This is a genomic window from Pedobacter sp. KBS0701 (assembly GCF_005938645.2).
Taxonomy (GTDB): domain Bacteria; phylum Bacteroidota; class Bacteroidia; order Sphingobacteriales; family Sphingobacteriaceae; genus Pedobacter.
The window spans coordinates 5,463,528-5,481,000 of record NZ_CP042171.1; the positions used below are offsets into that span (position 1 = coordinate 5,463,528).

Annotated in this window: 19 protein-coding genes; 7 read left to right on the forward strand and 12 right to left on the reverse strand. The window is 38.4% G+C overall.

What is annotated here, in order from left to right; translation table 11 throughout:
• Both FFJ24_RS22145 and FFJ24_RS22150 read right to left on the reverse strand, forming a co-directional pair.
• Positions 1–537 carry a heavy-metal-associated domain-containing protein gene (locus tag FFJ24_RS22145; RefSeq protein ID WP_138819310.1) on the reverse strand — a complete coding sequence of 179 codons (537 nt, stop codon included), beginning with the start codon at positions 535–537 and terminating at the stop codon, positions 1–3.
• Positions 538–644: 107 nt separating this feature from the next.
• Positions 645–1,046: a hypothetical protein gene (locus FFJ24_RS22150; protein ID WP_138819311.1), complete on the reverse strand. Its 402-nt coding sequence runs from the start codon at positions 1,044–1,046 to the stop codon at positions 645–647.
• Between the two features lie 94 nt (positions 1,047–1,140).
• Between FFJ24_RS22150 and FFJ24_RS22155 the strand changes: the two genes are divergently transcribed.
• The 4 genes from FFJ24_RS22155 (at position 1,141) to FFJ24_RS22170 (ending at position 5,112) form a co-directional block, all read left to right on the forward strand.
• Positions 1,141–1,839 (forward strand): peptidylprolyl isomerase, encoded by a 699-nt coding sequence (locus tag FFJ24_RS22155; protein WP_138819312.1) that lies wholly within the window; start codon positions 1,141–1,143, stop codon positions 1,837–1,839.
• A gap of 213 nt (positions 1,840–2,052) precedes the next feature.
• On the forward strand, positions 2,053–2,820 hold the full coding sequence (locus FFJ24_RS22160) for an exodeoxyribonuclease III (RefSeq protein ID WP_138819313.1): 768 nt from the start codon (positions 2,053–2,055) through the stop codon (positions 2,818–2,820).
• A gap of 86 nt (positions 2,821–2,906) precedes the next feature.
• Positions 2,907–4,148, forward strand: coding sequence for an imidazolonepropionase (gene hutI / locus FFJ24_RS22165; protein ID WP_138819314.1), 1,242 nt, complete (start codon positions 2,907–2,909; stop codon positions 4,146–4,148).
• Positions 4,141–5,112: a formimidoylglutamase gene (locus FFJ24_RS22170; RefSeq protein ID WP_138819315.1), complete on the forward strand. Its 972-nt coding sequence runs from the start codon at positions 4,141–4,143 to the stop codon at positions 5,110–5,112. The genes hutI and FFJ24_RS22170 overlap by 8 nt, the downstream gene beginning before the upstream one ends.
• Before the next feature lie 233 nt (positions 5,113–5,345).
• Here the strand turns inward: FFJ24_RS22170 and FFJ24_RS26230 are convergent, their stop codons facing one another.
• The 10 genes from FFJ24_RS26230 to FFJ24_RS22215 form a co-directional block, all read right to left on the reverse strand.
• A complete protein-coding gene (locus FFJ24_RS26230; RefSeq protein ID WP_168202533.1) occupies positions 5,346–5,504 on the reverse strand; it encodes a hypothetical protein in 159 nt (52 codons plus the stop codon).
• A 10-nt stretch (positions 5,505–5,514) separates the two neighbouring features.
• Positions 5,515–6,075 carry a 5-formyltetrahydrofolate cyclo-ligase gene (locus FFJ24_RS22175; RefSeq protein WP_138819316.1) on the reverse strand — a complete coding sequence of 187 codons (561 nt, stop codon included), beginning with the start codon at positions 6,073–6,075 and terminating at the stop codon, positions 5,515–5,517.
• Between the two features lie 297 nt (positions 6,076–6,372).
• Entirely contained in the window at positions 6,373–6,933 is a 561-nt protein-coding gene (efp, locus tag FFJ24_RS22180) for an elongation factor P (protein ID WP_138819317.1), read from the reverse strand.
• Positions 6,934–7,057: 124 nt separating this feature from the next.
• Positions 7,058–7,618, reverse strand: coding sequence for an elongation factor P (gene efp, locus FFJ24_RS22185; protein ID WP_138819318.1), 561 nt, complete (start codon positions 7,616–7,618; stop codon positions 7,058–7,060).
• Positions 7,619–8,087: 469 nt separating this feature from the next.
• Complete coding sequence (locus FFJ24_RS22190; RefSeq protein ID WP_138819319.1) at positions 8,088–8,702, reverse strand: ATP-binding cassette domain-containing protein; 615 nt, start codon at positions 8,700–8,702, stop codon at positions 8,088–8,090.
• A 4-nt stretch (positions 8,703–8,706) separates the two neighbouring features.
• A complete protein-coding gene (locus FFJ24_RS22195) occupies positions 8,707–9,189 on the reverse strand; it encodes a GNAT family N-acetyltransferase (RefSeq protein WP_138819320.1) in 483 nt (160 codons plus the stop codon).
• A gap of 43 nt (positions 9,190–9,232) precedes the next feature.
• Entirely contained in the window at positions 9,233–10,018 is a 786-nt protein-coding gene (lpxA, locus tag FFJ24_RS22200) for an acyl-ACP--UDP-N-acetylglucosamine O-acyltransferase (protein WP_025141731.1), read from the reverse strand.
• Positions 10,018–11,430 carry a bifunctional UDP-3-O-[3-hydroxymyristoyl] N-acetylglucosamine deacetylase/3-hydroxyacyl-ACP dehydratase gene (locus tag FFJ24_RS22205; protein ID WP_138819321.1) on the reverse strand — a complete coding sequence of 471 codons (1,413 nt, stop codon included), beginning with the start codon at positions 11,428–11,430 and terminating at the stop codon, positions 10,018–10,020. Before FFJ24_RS22205 ends, lpxA begins: the two co-directional genes overlap by 1 nt.
• Positions 11,420–12,496, reverse strand: a complete 1,077-nt coding sequence (lpxD, locus tag FFJ24_RS22210) for a UDP-3-O-(3-hydroxymyristoyl)glucosamine N-acyltransferase (RefSeq protein WP_138819322.1) — start codon at positions 12,494–12,496, stop codon at positions 11,420–11,422. The genes FFJ24_RS22205 and lpxD overlap by 11 nt, the downstream gene beginning before the upstream one ends.
• 122 nt (positions 12,497–12,618) lie before the next feature.
• A complete protein-coding gene (locus FFJ24_RS22215) occupies positions 12,619–13,842 on the reverse strand; it encodes an HD domain-containing protein (RefSeq protein ID WP_168202534.1) in 1,224 nt (407 codons plus the stop codon).
• A gap of 111 nt (positions 13,843–13,953) precedes the next feature.
• Here FFJ24_RS22215 and FFJ24_RS22220 point away from each other — a divergent pair, with 111 nt between their 5' ends.
• The 3 genes from FFJ24_RS22220 to FFJ24_RS22230 all read left to right on the forward strand — a co-directional run bounded on the left by FFJ24_RS22220 (position 13,954) and on the right by FFJ24_RS22230 (position 17,377).
• On the forward strand, positions 13,954–15,507 hold the full coding sequence (locus FFJ24_RS22220) for a PglZ domain-containing protein (RefSeq protein WP_138819323.1): 1,554 nt from the start codon (positions 13,954–13,956) through the stop codon (positions 15,505–15,507).
• 154 nt (positions 15,508–15,661) lie between these two features.
• Complete coding sequence (gene tsaE, locus FFJ24_RS22225; RefSeq protein WP_138819324.1) at positions 15,662–16,078, forward strand: tRNA (adenosine(37)-N6)-threonylcarbamoyltransferase complex ATPase subunit type 1 TsaE; 417 nt, start codon at positions 15,662–15,664, stop codon at positions 16,076–16,078.
• Positions 16,079–16,150: 72 nt separating this feature from the next.
• On the forward strand, positions 16,151–17,377 hold the full coding sequence (locus tag FFJ24_RS22230) for an alanine dehydrogenase (RefSeq protein ID WP_138819325.1): 1,227 nt from the start codon (positions 16,151–16,153) through the stop codon (positions 17,375–17,377).
• Positions 17,378–17,473: the final 96 nt, after the last annotated feature.

Sequence of the window (17,473 nt, forward strand, 5' to 3'; positions counted from 1 at the left end):
TTAAGAAAGAACTAAATGATAAATACGCGTTTTTTTGCCGTTTACAACACCTGTGCCACTTGCATAAGCATCAGAATTAGCCGTTGCGGCCTGTTTTTTAAATGCAGAACCAGATATGAAATCTTTATCTACTACGCTGGCCTTAACCATACCAGTAAGGGTTTTACCTTTTACATTTACAAAACGGTATACATTGCCGTTAACAACAGCCTGACCCTTATCGTCTACTTTAACATCGCTAAAATTGAAGTTAGCCATTAGGCCGCCTACTGAAAAACCTGCATCCTGAACTTTTTTACGAACCAGATCAAGATTAACATTCGCGTCTTTTTTAAAGGTTAAAACAAATATGTTTTTATTTAAATCAGGTTTAACGCTACTGATAAAGCCCAGGGTTTCTAAAGATTTTTGTGTTGCGTTTGAGCACATAGAACAGGTTAAACCAGTTACCTGTAAATCGGCTGTAGAGATTTGTTGTGCCGAAACATTAACGACGAAAAATAGCATAACGATGCTGAATATTTTTATTGCTTTCATGATTTTTTGAATTAGAATATAAGAAAATGTCACATTGAGCTTCCCGATAAAAACCAGGAAAATTGTCGAAATGCGAAACAACGCATTAACGAGTCAATGTTTAAATTCTAATTCCTAAAAATGCAATTGAAAACGTGCAAAGCAATTCGCGAGGATAATGGCGGTGCTTTGTTCGAAATTTTACTAAAAAACTTCGGGCTGATGTTGCTTAAAAATTCTAAAACCGGAGGATGCAGGAAAAGCTGGATAGAAAACAGTTTCGGTATTTGTAACTGAGCTTCTGCATGGTGACTATCTTTTAATTTAACCGTTACCTGAGTATTTTTGCAACAACCATCATCTTTCTTTTCGGCAGGAATATCTTTGCAGAATTTGCATGAAACCTCGTTGCTAAAAAGTTTAACGTTTTCTAGTTTGCCTCCACAAAAATGGAGACTTAAAGCCAAACCCATAACACTAACTGCATAGAATACAGCTAAAGAAAGTGCTATTTTTTGTTTTAACTTCATTTATACAAAGGTAAAGCAAAAATTATCGAATAATGCGCGGATTTATTTATTGAATTTCATTTTTTAGTTTATTTTAGCCTCAAACACCAGTTAAATGAAGAAAATATTATTGTTCCTTTGCGCTTTTTCAGTGCTTTCTGCCTTTGCTGCAAAGCCTAAAAATCAATATGTATGTATTAAAACAGAATATGGGGAATGTATCGTTAAGCTGTACAATCAAACCCCATTACATCGTGATAACTTTTTGAAATTGGTTAAAAAAGGGTATTATAATGATATTTTATTCCACAGGGTGATTAAAGATTTTATGATCCAGGGCGGCGATCCGGATTCGAGAAATGCCAAACCAGATTCTTTACTCGGTGAGGGCGGACCTAAATATACTATCCCGGCAGAGTTTAATGATAGTTTATTTCATAAAAAAGGCGTTTTAGCAGCGGCCAGAGAAGGTGATGATGTTAATCCGGCCAAAGCATCGAGTGGTAGTCAGTTTTACCTGGTTCAGGGAAAAGTTTTTACCGATCAGCAATTGGACAATGTAGAAGAAAAACGCCTGAAATTCAAAATTCCTGAGTGGCAGCGTGAGGTATATAAAAAAATAGGGGGCACCCCACATTTAGATCGGAACTACACTGTTTATGGCGAAATTGTAGTTGGCTTGGATATGATAGATAAAATTGCCGCATTGGAAACGGATAAAAACAACCGACCAAAAAAAGATGTGAAAATGGAAGTTACCGTGCTAAAAAGGAGAGCTGCAAAAAAATTGGAGAAAAAGTTGTTGATGGGTTAATCAAAGATAATGGTCATTTAGATGGTAATTTCCCTGGTTGGCGTCATCTCGAGCGCAGTGCAACGTAGCCGAGAGATCTATTGAAGCAGATCTCTCCATTCCACTGCGTTCCAGTCGAGATGACGGTCGCTCGCGCACATCATTAATTGAATTACTAAGCATTTATTCAATTAATTTCTAAATTTACCGTCCACAACAATTGAAATTTACTGAATGAAGATTATTTCCTATAACGTAAACGGGATTAGGGCGGCAAGTACCAAAAACTTTTTTGGCTGGTTACAAGCTACAGATGCTGATATGGTCTGTTTGCAGGAAGTAAAGGCCTTGCCTTCACAAATCCCTGAAATTATTGCACTGATTGAGCAGTTGGGTTATCACCATTATTGGTTCCCGGCAGAGAAAAAAGGATATAGCGGCGTAGCCATTTTATCTAAAATTAAACCTAAACATGTAGAATTTGGCTGCGGTGAAGAATGGATCGATAAAGAAGGACGGATTTTAAGGGCTGATTTTGATAATTTCTCCTTAATGAGCTTATATATGCCGTCTGGATCAAGCGGCGATGAAAGGCAGGTTAAAAAGTATGAATTTATGCGGTTTTTTGATCGGTATATCGGCGAATTGCGTAAAGAGATTCCAAATTTGATTGTAAGTGGTGATTATAACATCTGCCACACCGCTATTGACATTCATAATCCAAAATCAAACGCCAATTCATCAGGTTTTTTACCGGAAGAAAGGCAGTGGATGCAGTTATTTTTGGATAATGGTTTTATTGATACTTTCCGTCATTTTAACAAAGACCCACATCATTATACCTGGTGGAGTTATCGCGCCGGTTCTAGGGGAAAGAACCTGGGCTGGCGCATCGATTACCATCTGGCTACGAGACCAATGGAAAGTCGCTTAAAAAATGTAAGGATTTTACCCGATGCCATACATTCAGATCATTGTCCGGTTCTACTGGAAATGGAATAATGTAAGATGTAAAATGGATCAGGGGTTTAGAAACTCAGATCCTTATGTTACCCAATACTTTTACTCATACTCAATAAACGAACCAAATGCTAATCACCAATATAAAAGGCCTAGTAGGCATTCACCCTAAAGATAAATTGGTGCTTCGCGGCAGCGAACTGGATGATTTACCTGTTATTGAAAATGCCTGGCTTTTGATAGAGGATGACTTGATCAAAGATTTTGGTGAGATGGGCTCAATCCCTTCTCAAATCTCAAATCTGCCGTCTCAAATCTCGGCCAAAGGCAGATACGTTTTTCCTTCCTGGTGCGATAGCCATACCCATATTGTTTTTGCAGCCACGCGGGAAGAGGAGTTTGCGATGAAAATACAGGGTAAAAGTTATGAAGAAATTGCCGCGGCAGGTGGTGGGATTTTAAATTCAGCCAATAAACTTCAAAAAGCAACAGAAGATGAATTGTTTGAAAGTGCTTCAATTAGGTTAAAACAGATGATTCTCCAGGGAACAGGAGCTGTTGAAATAAAAAGTGGTTATGGCTTAACCACTGCAAGTGAAATCAAAATGCTCCGGGTAATCAGCAGGTTGAAAAATCATTTTCCAATCCCTATCAAGGCAACTTTTCTGGCTGCACATGCCTTTCCGGCTGAATTTAAAAATGATCATCATGGTTACATCAATTTGATTATTAATGAAATGTTGCCCCGGATAGCAGAAGAAAACCTGGCCGATTATATAGATGCTTTTTGTGAAAAAGGTTTTTTCTCTGTAGGAGAAACCGATCAGATACTCAAAGCAGGGGCAAAATATGGTTTAAAACCTAAAATACATGCCAACCAGCTTTCTGTTTCAGGCGCTATTGAAGTGGCTGTTAAAAATAATGCCATTTCAGTCGATCATTTGGAAGAAAGTAACAAGGAAACCATCGATACGTTAAGAAATGCGGATACCATTGTAACATTACTGCCTTCGTGCTCGTTTTACTTAGGTATTCCATTTGCAGATGCTAAAAGCTTTATTAAAGCCGATTTGCCTGTGGCTTTGGCAACCGATTACAATCCGGGATCAACGCCTTCAGGGAATATGAATTTTGTGGTGTCGCTGGGCTGTATTAAAATGAAAATGTTTCCAGAGCAGGCCATCAATGCAGCTACTTTAAACGGTGCGGCAGCAATGGAGATCAGCGAAAGTTATGGAAGCGTTGCCCTTGGAAAAAAAGCAAATTTATTTATCACAAAACCAATGCCATCAATAGCCTATTTGCCGTACAGTTTTGGTGAAAGCCAGGTTGATACGGTGATTTTAAATGGTGAGATTTATCATGGATAACCTTAAAATATATTCGCAAAGCGACATTGAGCACTTGATTATTCATCGTGATGGCGAAACCAAGCTTGGCGAAAGGGTTAATACTTATCGACATAAAGTAATCTCGGTAGAAGGATTAACAGCAAACAATTCTAAATTTGTATTGCTGGGTATCCCTGAAGATATAGGAGTAAGGGCAAATGCTGGTATTGCCGGAGCCGCATCGGCATGGCGTACCAGTTTAACAGCTTTTCTGAATATCCAAAGTAACCGCTTTTTAAATGGTGAAGAAATTTTGGTTTTGGGACACTTCGAAATTATTGAACCTGAGGATTCTTCTGTTGAAACTTTAAGAAATAAAGTAGCCGAAATTGATGAAATGGTCTATCCGGTCATAGCAAAAATTGTAGCTGCAGGCAAAATTCCTATTGTAATTGGTGGTGGTCATAATAATGCTTATGGCATAATTAAGGGTACTTCTTTAGCCTGTAAATGCCCAATTGATATATTAAATGTTGATGCGCATGCCGATTTAAGGGAATTAGAAGGCAGACATAGTGGAAATGGGTTTTCTTACGCTTTAAAAGAAAATTACCTCAACCATTATCTGATGTATGGCCTGCATCAAAATTATAATAATGAGGCGATTTTAAGCCAGATCGAAAACAATCCTAAATTAAAGGCTGTATTTTTTGATGATATTTTAATGGATGCCGATGCTAATGGCTTCTTTGATGAAATAGGGCAAGCTGCGGGTTTAGAGATCGACTTAGATTGTATCCAAAATGTACTTTCAAGTGCCGAAACGCCATCTGGGTTTGAGGTTAACGATATTCGAAAACTGATCTTAACCCGCGCGAAGCAATTTTCTTACCTGCATGTATGCGAAGGTGCCACCAGGATGCTTGATGGGAGGGTAAGTAAGCTCACTTCTAAATTAATTGCTTATTTGGTGAGTGATTTTGTGAAAGCGCATATTTCTTAGGTTTAGGTACAGATGCACAGAAAACACGGAGTGTTTCCGAGTTGATTTATCCGCCAAATCCGTCATTTCGAGTAGAGTGTAACGCAGTCGAGAAATCTACCTCGAGCGTAATTTGACTTAGATCTCCACATTCCACTACGTTCCAGTCGAGATGACGAAAAATCGGGGAAGGGTATAGGCTTTTTTGTTAAGCACCCAGACCAACAAACCAATGGCAACTGAACTAATGAACCTTACAAGTGCTCTGCTTCATATTGCTCTCCGGCCTTTAACATCAATTCAATCTGTTTAAGGTCTTCGGCGGTTAATTCTTCTTTTTCCTGTAATTCGAATACCGCAATCATGTTGTCTTCGTATTGTTTTTCGGTTTTGATAACGATTTCCTGTGGCATGCCGGTAAGCTTAAAATTTTATAATTTCTGTTGGTGTTATGCAAAAATCTAATTTGATGTCGTATTCATTTACATCATCGATTTTTTCAATTGCAGGATGCAAAGATAAACCTATTTTCTGAGCATTTATATCCCGCAGAAAACGATCATAAAAACCTTTGCCATAACCTACTCGGTAACCTTGTTTATCAAAGGCTAACAGTGGGATAACGACCATGTCTATTTCTCCTTCGTGCAGATTTCCTTTTTGTGGCTCCAATATGTTGTAAAGGTTTTTTTTCAGGTCTTTTTCGCCCAAGTATTCGTGGTGGGTCATCAGCGCTGTTTCAAAATCAGCCTTAGGGGTAATGATTTTAACTTCAGGATAGGTTTTGCTTAGCCATTCGATCAATAAAAAAGTATTCGGCTCTTTTTTTTCTGTAATGGGTAAAAAGATATGAAGGGTTTTAATTCGGCTAAAATCGATTTTTTTAAACTGTTTTAAAAGTGATTCGTTCAACGTATAATAGGTTGGGTCGTTTAGTAGCAACCTGTCTTTTAACGCTAGTTTTCTGATTTCGGCCTTTAGCATAAACAAAGATAATATTTTTTAAACCTCGCAGGTTTTGAAAACTTGCGAGGCTTTGTGGCCTAAGACCTAAATGCTTTGGTTAAATAAACCCGATAGCAGCGTAAAACCCGGAAGGTGAGGCATGAGCCAAGGTTTTGAAGCGAATAGCGGGACTGTTATAGCCCAAGCGCAATGAACCTTGCTTTTCAAAATGACCACCTAAGTCACCTTAATACATCTAAGAGATAGGTTATTAAGCTAAAAAACAAAAAGCCCCTGAAAAATTAAGTTCAGAGGCTTTCAAATATGAGTTTAAAATTATTTTACACGCTCCACGTAATCACCGGTACGGGTATCAATTTTAATTTTATCGCCCTGGTTTACGAACATTGGTACTTTAACCTCAACACCGTTTTCTAATGTTGCTGCTTTTAATGCATTGGTAGAAGTATCGCCTTTAACAGCAGGTTCTGAATAAGTAATTTCGAATTCTGCAAAGTTTGGCAATTGGGCCATAATGGCTTCATCGCTTTCCATAGAAACGATGATGTTCATGCCTTCTTTCAAAAACTTGATCGCCGAACCGAATAAAGATTTCTCTACATTAAACTGTTCGTAACTATTGTTATCCATTACGACTAAATAATCACCTTCTTCGTATAAATATTGGTAATCATTTGTTTCTACACGGCATATTTCTACCGCCTCGTCGGTATTCATACGTGCCTCAACAATTCTGCCCGATTTAATGTTACGGAATTTGCCCGTATAAAATGCGCCACCTTTTCCTGGCGTACGGTGATTCCATTCGTCAACAGTAACCAGTTCATTGTTTATACGAAGAATGTTACCTGTTTTAATTTCTGATGCTTTTGCCATATTGTGTTATCCCAAATTTTGGGGTTATTTTAGTTTTTCGTGACGGCAAAGGTAAAATTATTTTAATAAAAACCTATAAAGGTTTAAGGCTTAGGGTTTGCGCAAATTTAAGCCTTAAATTATACTATTTTACCCGCTCCATATATTCACCGGTTTTGGTATCAATCTTTACCTTATCTCCCTGGTTAATAAACAAAGGAACCCTAATTTCTGCACCAGTTTCTACCGTGGCATATTTTTGCGCGCTGGTTGAGGTATCGCCTTTTACAGCGGGTTCAGAGTAAGTGATTTCCAACTCTACACTATTAGGAAGTTGGGCAACGATCGGTTCGTCGCTCTCGAAAGCGATGGTTACATTCATACCTTCTTTTAAAAACTTAATAGAAGAGCCAAAAAGTAGTTTTGGAATGTTGTATTGCTCAAAAGTTTCGTTGTCCATCACCACCAAATAGTCGCCGTCTTCATAAAGGTATTGATAGTCGTTGGTCTCCACACGGCAAATCGTTACCTCTTCATCGGTGCGGAAACGGTATTCTACAATTTTGCCGGTTTTTACATTGCGCATACGGGCCTGATAAAAAGCCCTTAAATTTCCTGGAGTACGGTGGATATACTCTTCTACACTTACCAACTCTCCGTTAAAACGAAGCACATTTCCGCTTTTTACTTCTGATGCCTTTGCCATTAATAATGAAATATTGTTTTGTCAATTATTTTGAATACCAAAGTTAAAAAAAGGAATGATGATTTGAAAAGCAAAATCTGTGGTTCATTGGTTCACTAGTCATTAGTTCATTGGGTTCGAAACATAGATAAGATAATTCAGTTTTGTTTTTGCCTTTTTTATGGAGCCTTAACTAAAAAAATCCCCGTATAAAAGAAATGCCTTTGGGAACCACTCCAAAGGCATAATCAACCTAAACCTCAAACTAAACTATGAAAAAATCTTTGCCTTTTAAGGGCTATATTTTGATTCCGCAATGCGGAAAATATGAACGTTTCCTGTAGGAGACAAATTAAATAATTGTTTCTCTTTTTGGTGGTGCAAAGGTAAGAACAATTTATCAATTACAAAATATTTTGTGAAAAAATTATTTTTAGTACAAATGTATGACAAAACATACGGTTGATAGAAGGCTTTTATGGGTCTTAAGCTACTTATAATCTGATATTTGTAGCTGTGCTGAGCAGAAATCGTATTCTTGTAGCTGATTGGAGCCAATTATGGTTAAACGTCCTTTCCCAAAAATTTCGATCAGTTCGCGGTACCAATTAATACCTTGAACGTCTAAATTGCTGGTCGGTTCGTCTAAAAATAAAATTGGTGTATCGGTACAGCAGGCTAAAGCTAGTTTAGTTCTTTGCTTCATACCTGATGAGAAGTATTTAATTTCTTTGTTTGCTGCCTTTTCCAAACCTAATATGCCGATCAGCTTTTTGGCATCAAGGCCGGAAGCAAAATTTTTAAACTTAAAATGAAAATCAATGATCTCTTTTAGTGTAAAAGTTTCAACCAGTTCGAGGTAGGGCGCAGCAAGGCTAATGTATCTATAGATATTTTCGACAGGGATTTCTGCTGTATCTGAAAAGGTAATTTTACCCTCAGAAGGAGATAAGCTGCCGTTTAAAACACTTAGTAAGGTTGATTTGCCTGATCCATTGGGCCCCAATATGGCATAGCTGTTGCCTGTGATGAATTCAGTGCTTAAATCCCTGAAAATCCACTCTTTATTAAACCTTCTGCCAACATTTTGTAAAGTAATATTCATTTGGCTAAGCGTTTGGCGTTTGATGGTGGGCATTAAGTGGTTTGATCATGCAAACGCTATTGTCAACGCCTACATATTGACCGTAATTTGGGATAATTTGATAGCCGATTTTCTGATAAAGCGCTATGGCTTCAGGTTGTTTTTTGCCTGTTTCAAGAACGGTTGCGGTAAAGCCCAGTTCCGTTGCCCAGTTTTCCAATGCAGTTATAATTTTAGCGGCTATACCTTTATTTCTGTAGTTTGGATGCACAAACATCCTTTTTACTTCTGCTTCGGTTGCAGAGAAAGGTTTAATGGCGCCACAACCAACTGGGATATCGTTTTGGTAGGCAACAATCACTTCTTTAATTGCATCAACTTTGTTAAACTGTGCATAAAATGCATGGTCGGCGCCATCCCTAACAGCTAAATCCTGATCCAGCAAGGCAACCAATTGTCTAAAATCGGTATGGTCTGAATCTGTTCTGATTAGCGTTAAATCACTCATGAATATTTGTTTTGCTCTAAGCTTTGGTCTTTCTGCTTTAGGCTTAGCTTCCCATGCCGAAACCCTTCATTACCCCACGGTTAGAGTTACGGATAAAATCAACAATTTCATCACGGATTTCCGTTGGTTTAAATTCGGCTTCGATCATGTCTAAGGCTTTGGTTACGTTGTTGTGTTTTACAAAAAGTACACGGTAAATTTCCTGAATTTCATCGATTTGCTCATTGGTGAAACCTCTTCTACGCAAACCCACAGAGTTAATACCCGCATAAGAAAGTGGCTCGCGAGCTGCTTTAACATAAGGAGGAACGTCTTTACGCACCAATGAACCACCAGTTACAAAGGCATAAGAGCCTACTTTAACGAATTGGTGTATAGCTACCAAGCCTGCCAAGACTACGTTGTTTCCAATAGTAATGTGGCCAGCCAGTGTGGTGCTGTTGGAGAAAATACAGTTATTTCCAACCTCGCAATCGTGAGCAATATGCGAATAAGCCTGAATTAGACAATTACTGCCTATGGTAGTTTTCCATTTGTCTTTAGTGCCACGGTTAATGGTAACGCACTCACGTATAGTCGTATTATCGCCGATTTCTGCAGTAGTAATTTCACCGGCAAATTTTAAATCCTGTGGTTCGCCAGAAATAACCGCACCAGGGAATATGCGGCAATTTTTACCAATACGTGCGCCATCCATAATGGTAACGTTTGATCCAATCCAGGTTCCCTCTCCAATTACAACGTCTTTATGTATTACTACAAAAGGTTCAATTACCACGTTTTCGGCAATTTTTGCCTGAGGATGTATGTATGCTAAGGGTTGTATCATTATTGGGCGGGTTCTGCTTGTTTAACTTTTGAAATTTGAGCCATCATTTCGGCTTCAACAACGATTTTTTCGCCAACCATACCCACACCTTTCATCTGGGCAATACCCCTTCTGATAGGTTCAAGTAGATCGCAACGGAAAACAATTGTATCTCCAGGAAGAACCTGGGCTCTAAAACGTACATTATCTATTTTTAAGAAATAGGTTAAATAATTTCTGGGATCCGGAACGGTACTTAACACTAAAATACCACCAACCTGAGCCATAGCCTCGATCTGGATTACACCCGGAAAAACCGGTGCACCAGGAAAATGACCCTTGAAAAACTCTTCATTCATGGTTACGTTTTTAACGCCTACCACGTGGTTTTTAGAAAGTTCTAATATTTTATCAACGAATAAAAATGGCTGACGGTGTGGCAAAATATCCATGATCTGAACCACGTCATATAATGGTTTTGCACTTGGATCGTAAACCTTTTGTATTTTTTTGTTTTTCTCTTTTTTAATGGCTGCTTTAATTTTTTTAGCAAAAGCAACGTTTGCCGCATGGCCAGGGCGGGCCGCCATAATGTGGCCCTTTAAGTGCATACCAACCAAGGCTAAATCGCCAATCATATCCAAAAGTTTATGGCGGGCAGGCTCATTCTGGTAGCGCAGTTCCATGTTGTTCAAAATCCCCTGTGGGGCAACATCAATGTCCTTGCGGTTAAATAGTTTAGCCAAATGGCTTAATTCATCTTTGGTAACCTCTTTATCTACAATGACAATGGCATTATTTAAATCGCCGCCTTTAATTAGATTGTGCGATAACTGGTACTCTAACTCATGTAAGAAACAGAAAGTACGACAAGAAGCGATTTCTTTTTTAAACTCTGCAATGGTATTAATGCCAGCATGCTGACTGCCCAAAACAGGAGAGTTATAATCGATCATGCAGGTAAAACGGTAATCGTCTAAAGGCATGGCCACAATTTCTACTTTTCTATCTTCTTCAGTATAAGTAATGTTATGGGGAATGGTAAAATACTCACGATCTGCATTTTGCTCTACTGTTCCTACTTCTTCCAATAAATCAACAAACTGAATAGAGCTCCCATCCATAATCGGAGTTTCGGGTCCGTCTAATTTGATCAGTATGTTATCGAGGTCCATGCCAACCAGTGATGCCATTACGTGTTCTACGGTGCTTACGCTAGCGCCATTCTGGGTAAGCGTGGTGCCTCGTGAGGTATCGGTAACGTTATCTGCATCTGCTTCGATGATCGGGTGGCCATCTAAATCAATACGCTGAAATTTAAAGCCATGATTTTCGGGGGCCGGGCAAAATGTTAAAGTCACATTAGCGCCTGTGTGTAAACCTACACCAGATGCTGATATTTCCTGTTTAATCGTTTTTTGTCTAACGTTCATTGTGTATTGTATTCTTTTCCAGTTCAGCAGTAAGCTTTTTCAATTCCTCTTCGAGCGCATTTATTCTTTTCTCTACATCTGGAAGATGTTTGAAAATGACTGAGGCACGCATCCAATTGCGCAATGGTTGCGCCGGACTACCGTGCCATTGTTTATTTTCTTCTGTGATATTAAAATTTATACCGGCCTGAGCACCAATCTGTGTGCCCTTTGCTAAGGTTAAGTGCCCGGCTATCCCAACTTGCCCGCCAACAACACTGTTTGGGCCAATTTTTGTGCTTCCGGATATACCCGACTGGGCGGCTAAAACAGTGTTTTCGCCAATTTCTACGTTATGGGCAATTTGGATCAGATTATCGATTTTTGCGCCTTTCTTTACAATTGTTGATCCCATTGTTGCACGATCTACAGTGGTATTTGCACCAATTTCTACGTCGTCTTCGATGATAACGTTTCCAATCTGCGGGATTTTATTGTAAGTTCCATCTTTTTGTGGGGCGAAACCAAAACCATCACTTCCAATAACGGTATTAGCATGGATGACCACTCTGCTACCGATTATAGAATTGTGGTAAATTTTTACACCAGGGAAAAAAGTGCTGTTTTTTCCAATTTTAGAATTTGCGCCGATAAAGGTTTGCGCATTTATTTTACATCCATCGGCAATCTCTACATTTTCGGCAACGTAGGCAAATGCATCAATAAACACATTATTGCCGATTTTTGCTGTAGAGTGAACGAAGGCAAGTTTATCAATCCCGGATTGTATTGCAGGGGCATTAATCGCTTCGTTATATTTATCAAGTAAAACCGTAAAAGCACTATATGGATTTTCAACACGTATAAGTGTGCTGGTATAAGGCTGGGTAGGAGCAAAGTCTTTTGATACGATAACAACTGACGCCTGAGTAGAATACAAAAAGTTTTCGTACTTAGGGTTAGAAAGAAAAGACAAAGAGCCTTCTTTCCCGTCTTCTATTTTAGAAAGTTCGGTAACGGCTACATCAGGGTTACCATCAATGGAACCGTTTAGAAACTGACTTATCTGCGTGGCAGTAAATTGCATCGTACAAAGGTATATGTTAAATTGATATGAACAAAAAAACCTGCTCTGGTTAAGCTGTGTATATTTTACACAATAATAAGACTTAAAACGGCACTAAAAGTTAAATATTTTGTTAAATAACCTTAAATCCCTCTGGGGTAACAGAGAATATATTTTTCTACAGTTTTTTGCAGAGACTCCAGATTAGACAAATCAGAAGCCTTTGCAATATCAACAATATCGTTATTCTTCATTAAAATCTTAATATTTCCTACACCTGCATTATACGCGCGGTTTTGTATAGAATTTGTAAAGACAAAATATCTGGCCTCTTCTGGCTTAATTTCTAATAAACTGACTGCAGCACCCTGCAAAAAGTTTACGCGGTCGCTATTTGCCATTTCGTTGCCCATTTCCACTTTATAAAGATTTCTGGAAGTAAGCATTTTACATAACGCAGACAAAATTTTATCATCATGTTTGGTCCAAACCTTAACGGCTGCATAAATATCCTGGTCATCAATATTGGTGAAATGCTCAAGATTTTCGTGATGCGCAAAGAAATTAGCTTCGTTGATATCGTTTTTTAGAAAATAATTTAAGGATGGTGAAGCAAATAAGTTTTCGCCAGCTGCGGATAATTCTTTTGCACGTTCTAATAATTTCACTAAAATCATCTCGCCTGATATTACTGTTTTATGCAGATAAACCTGCCAATACATCAGCCTGCGGGCAATTAAAAATTTCTCAATCGAATAAATGCCTTTCTCCTCGATCACCAGGTCATCATCATAAACGTTAAACATTTTAATAATCCGGTCGAAACTGATTACGCCTTCGCTAACGCCCGTAAAAAAGCTATCACGGTTTAAATAATCCATTCTGTCTAAATCCAACTGACCTGAAATCAATTGGTGTAGGAATTTTTTAGGATAGGTGCCGTTAAAAATCTCAATGGCATGGGTTAAACGGCCATCGAAATGTGCATTCAGATCATGCATCAGTTTTGCGGAGATATCTTCATGCCTGATTCCGGTAACCAAAGAATGCTCCAGTGCATGGGAAAATGGTCCGTGACCAATATCGTGCAGTAAAATGGCCAAAATGGCTGCTTCTTCTTCGCCTTCGGTTATGGTATGGCCTTTACTTTTTAACAGATTGATGGCCAGACTCATTAAATGCATGGCTCCCAAAGCATGGTGAAAACGGGTATGTAAAGCCCCTGGATAGACTAAATGTGTCATTCCGAGCTGTTTGATGTAGCGCAAACGCTGGAAATAGGGGTGCGAAATTACATCATAAACCAATTCGGATGGAATACTGATGAATCCGTAAACCGGATCATTAATTATTTTCTTCTTGTTCAATCGTTAAAAATAGTTAAATAGCTAGATACGGTACAAAAATTGCTATTTTTATTCACAGTTTGATTTACCTGCCGAAATTAAAGGGCAATACATACCTATTTTTACAAAAACATGCAAGAAACTAAGATATTATGGGCCGATGATGAAATCGATCTGTTAAAACCTCATATATTATTATTAAATGATAAAGGTTACCATGTAACTACATTTACCAATGGAAACGATGCTTTAGAGGCATTTGGGAAAACTCACTTCGACTTGGTTTTTCTTGATGAGAACATGCCGGGCATGAGTGGTATTGAAACGCTTTCTGCCATTAAGAATTTAAATCCAGATGTGCCGGTAGTTTTGATTACCAAAAGCGAGGAAGAAAATTTAATGGAAGATGCGATAGGCAGTAAAATTGATGATTATCTGATCAAACCTGTAAATCCTAAACAGGTATTGCTTACCATCAAAAAACTGATTGATAATAAACGTTTGGTAAGCGAAAAAACTTCAATGGCTTATCAACAGGATTTTCGCCGTTTGGGCATGACTTTAGGCGACAGGCTTAACTATGAAGAGTGGGTTGATGTGTATAAAAAAATTGTTTTCTGGGAACTTGAATTAGAAAAGCTGGATGATCCTCAGATGCATGAAATTTTAACGATGCAGAAACAGGAGGCCAATACACAGTTCACTAAATTTATCGAAGAAAATTACCTCGACTGGATCAAGAATAAGGACAAAGCACCTTTACTTTCGAATGAATTGTTGAAGAAAAAGGCTTTCCCTCATATTAACGATACTACACCTGTATTTTTTATCCTGATTGACAATTTACGTTACGATCAATGGAAAATCATTAATCCGTTAATTTCTGAATATTTCAGGATTGATGAGGAGGATATGTACACGAGTATTTTGCCAACGGCGACACAATATGCCCGTAATGCTATTTTTTCGGGTATGATGCCTTTAGATATGGAGAAACGTTTTCCTCAGCTTTGGCAGAATGATGATGATGAGGGAGGAAAAAATATGCATGAAGAGGCTTTTCTAGCTGACAACATTAAGCGCAGCTTAAGAAAAGAGTGTAAATTCAGTTATAATAAAATTTTAACTTTCGAACAGGGAAAAGATTTGGTTGAGCAGACCAATAACCTGTTGCAGAACGATTTCAACGCCATTGTATTCAATTTTGTTGATATGCTGAGCCATGCGCGTACGGATATGCAGATGATCCGTGAGCTGGCCAATGATGACGCAGCTTATCGCTCGTTGACTTTATCCTGGTTTGAGCATTCGCCACTTTGGGATTTATTGAAAAAAATCTCTCAAAAACAGGTTAAAGTGATCATTACTACTGACCATGGAACCATCCGTGTTAAAAAACCGGTTAAAGTAATTGGCGATAGGAGCACAAACACCAATTTAAGATACAAACAAGGTAGAAACCTTAATTTTAATGCAAAAGAGGTGTTTTTAATTAAAAACCCTCACGATGCCTTATTGCCAAAAATCAATATCAGCAGCAGTTATATTTTTGCAAGGGAAGATAGTTATTTCGTTTACCCGAACAACTACAATCAATTTGTAAACTACTATAACGAAACCTTCCAGCACGGGGGGATTTCGTTAGAGGAAATGATTATTCCGGTAGTGACATATTCGCCGAGGTAGAATATAAATAAGTCGTCATTTCGACTGGAGCATAGCGGAATGGAGAAATCTTTGACGAGATGATTCGGGTAAGATTTCTCCGCTACGGTCGAAACGATGTATAAAAGGCAAAAGCAATGCAATTATGTATTACTTTTGCCTTTATTCTTTAAAAATGGATATTGAAGTAAATAGTTTAGCCGAATTACCTGTTGTGGCACAACAGCTTTCAGATTTTGCGGGCAGTGAGAAAGTCTTCATTTTTGAAGGCGATATGGGTGCCGGGAAAACCACTTTTATTAAAAACTTCTGTAAACATTTAGGTATAGAAGATGTGGTTTCGAGCCCAACCTATTCTATCGTTAATGAATATGAAAGCCCTGATGGTCCCGTGTTTCATTTCGATTTTTACCGTATAAAAGATATCCGTGAGGCGTACGACCTGGGCTATGAGGAATATTTTTATGGCAGCGGTATCTGTTTAATCGAATGGCCTGAAAGGGTAGAAGAATTACTACCCGAAAACTACATTAAAGTGGAGATAAATGTGCTGGCTGAAGATCGCAGATTATTCAAACTCTCGAAGGTATAACAATTAGTTATCAATAAATTAACAGATTTTCCGTACCTTGAACGACCTAAAACTATCAAATATTAATTCAACATGGCTACAGGATTACGCGAAGGAATGGCCGATATAGCTCGTCAGGGTTTACTACAAACGCAAGAAGCAAAGTTAGAAACCAGAAATAAAAAAAACAGTCTATACATAGGAATACCAAAGGAAATTTCTTTCCAGGAAAATAGAATTGCATTAACTCCTTTATCTGTTGCGTTATTGGTAAACAACGGACATCGTGTTGTTTTAGAAAGTGGTGCAGGTATCGCCGCTAATTTTTCTGACACTGAATATGCCGAGCAGGGAGCCAAAATTGCCTATAACAAAAAGGAAGTTTTTGATGCGGATATCCTGGTGAAAATTGCGCCTCCAATGCTGGAAGAGATTGAAATGATGCATAAGGGGCAAACACTTATTTCTTCTTTACAAACCGGAACGCTAAAGCAGGATTATCTAAAAGCATTGATGCATAAAAAAATTAATGCGTTGTGTTTTGAAAACCTCCGAGACGAAGGCAATATTTTGAGTGTGGTTCGGGCCATGAGTGAAATTGTGGGATCTACCTCTATTTTAATAGCGGCAGAATACCTGAGCAATGTAACAGGAGGTAAAGGATTAATGTTAGGCGGTTTTACCGGTGTGCCGCCAACTGAAATTGTTATTTTAGGTGCAGGTACCGTTGGCGAATATGCAGCCAGAACAGCTTTGGCCTTAGGTGCCGAGGTGAAGGTTTTTGACAGTTCTATCTACCGTTTACGCCGTTTACAAAATAATTTGGGCAGCAGGGTTTTTACTTCAGTAATGCAGCCTATCGTATTGAATAAAGCCATTATAACCTGCGATGTAGTGATTGGCGCCATTCGTGCCAGTCATGGCCGTAGCCCTTGCGTGGTAATGGAAGAAACTGTTGCCCGCATGAAACCTCACTCTGTGGTAATTGATGTCAGTATTGATCAGGGTGGTTGTTTTGAAACCTCTGAAGTAACCAATCATACCAATCCTGTTTTCAGGAAGTATGACGTCATCCATTACTGTGTGCCAAATATTGCCTCGCGTGTGCCAAGAACGGCTTCTTATGCCTTAACTAACATTTTTGCGCCTATTTTATTGGATATTGGTGAATTTGGAGGTTTAATGAATATGGTTTGGAATAATCCTGGTATCCGCGAAGCACTTTACATTTACCAGGGAAACTGTACCAATAAAGATCTGGCTGATATGTTTAATTTGCCGTTTAAGGATTTGGAACTGTTGGTGGTTTCTAATCAATAAAAGATGTAAGATGGACAATGTACAACGGATGATGTGAGATGGAAATATCTTCATACTTGTATCTAACATCTTGATACTTATTTCTTATGCTACTAA

Excerpts from the sequence above, each read along its gene's own strand:
- FFJ24_RS22205 (WP_138819321.1), bottom strand. The coding sequence starts at position 11,430 with ATGAACGTTAGACAAAAAACGATTAAACAGGAAATATCAGCATCTGGT.
- efp (WP_138819318.1), bottom strand. The coding sequence starts at position 7,618 with ATGGCAAAGGCATCAGAAGTAAAAAGCGGAAATGTGCTTCGTTTTAAC.
- FFJ24_RS22155 (WP_138819312.1), top strand. The coding sequence starts at position 1,141 with ATGAAGAAAATATTATTGTTCCTTTGCGCTTTTTCAGTGCTTTCTGCC.
- FFJ24_RS22145 (WP_138819310.1), bottom strand. The coding sequence starts at position 537 with ATGAAAGCAATAAAAATATTCAGCATCGTTATGCTATTTTTCGTCGTT.
- FFJ24_RS22195 (WP_138819320.1), bottom strand. The coding sequence starts at position 9,189 with ATGAGTGATTTAACGCTAATCAGAACAGATTCAGACCATACCGATTTT.
- FFJ24_RS22160 (WP_138819313.1), top strand. The coding sequence starts at position 2,053 with ATGAAGATTATTTCCTATAACGTAAACGGGATTAGGGCGGCAAGTACC.
- lpxD (WP_138819322.1), bottom strand. The coding sequence starts at position 12,496 with ATGCAATTTACTGCCACGCAGATAAGTCAGTTTCTAAACGGTTCCATT.
- FFJ24_RS26230 (WP_168202533.1), bottom strand. The coding sequence starts at position 5,504 with ATGCCACAGGAAATCGTTATCAAAACCGAAAAACAATACGAAGACAAC.
- FFJ24_RS22150 (WP_138819311.1), bottom strand. The coding sequence starts at position 1,046 with ATGAAGTTAAAACAAAAAATAGCACTTTCTTTAGCTGTATTCTATGCA.
- FFJ24_RS22190 (WP_138819319.1), bottom strand. The coding sequence starts at position 8,702 with ATGAATATTACTTTACAAAATGTTGGCAGAAGGTTTAATAAAGAGTGG.
- FFJ24_RS22175 (WP_138819316.1), bottom strand. The coding sequence starts at position 6,075 with ATGCTAAAGGCCGAAATCAGAAAACTAGCGTTAAAAGACAGGTTGCTA.
- efp (WP_138819317.1), bottom strand. The coding sequence starts at position 6,933 with ATGGCAAAAGCATCAGAAATTAAAACAGGTAACATTCTTCGTATAAAC.
- tsaE (WP_138819324.1), top strand. The coding sequence starts at position 15,662 with ATGGATATTGAAGTAAATAGTTTAGCCGAATTACCTGTTGTGGCACAA.
- lpxA (WP_025141731.1), bottom strand. The coding sequence starts at position 10,018 with ATGATACAACCCTTAGCATACATACATCCTCAGGCAAAAATTGCCGAA.
- FFJ24_RS22230 (WP_138819325.1), top strand. The coding sequence starts at position 16,151 with ATGGCTACAGGATTACGCGAAGGAATGGCCGATATAGCTCGTCAGGGT.
- FFJ24_RS22170 (WP_138819315.1), top strand. The coding sequence starts at position 4,141 with ATGGATAACCTTAAAATATATTCGCAAAGCGACATTGAGCACTTGATT.
- hutI (WP_138819314.1), top strand. The coding sequence starts at position 2,907 with ATGCTAATCACCAATATAAAAGGCCTAGTAGGCATTCACCCTAAAGAT.
- FFJ24_RS22220 (WP_138819323.1), top strand. The coding sequence starts at position 13,954 with ATGCAAGAAACTAAGATATTATGGGCCGATGATGAAATCGATCTGTTA.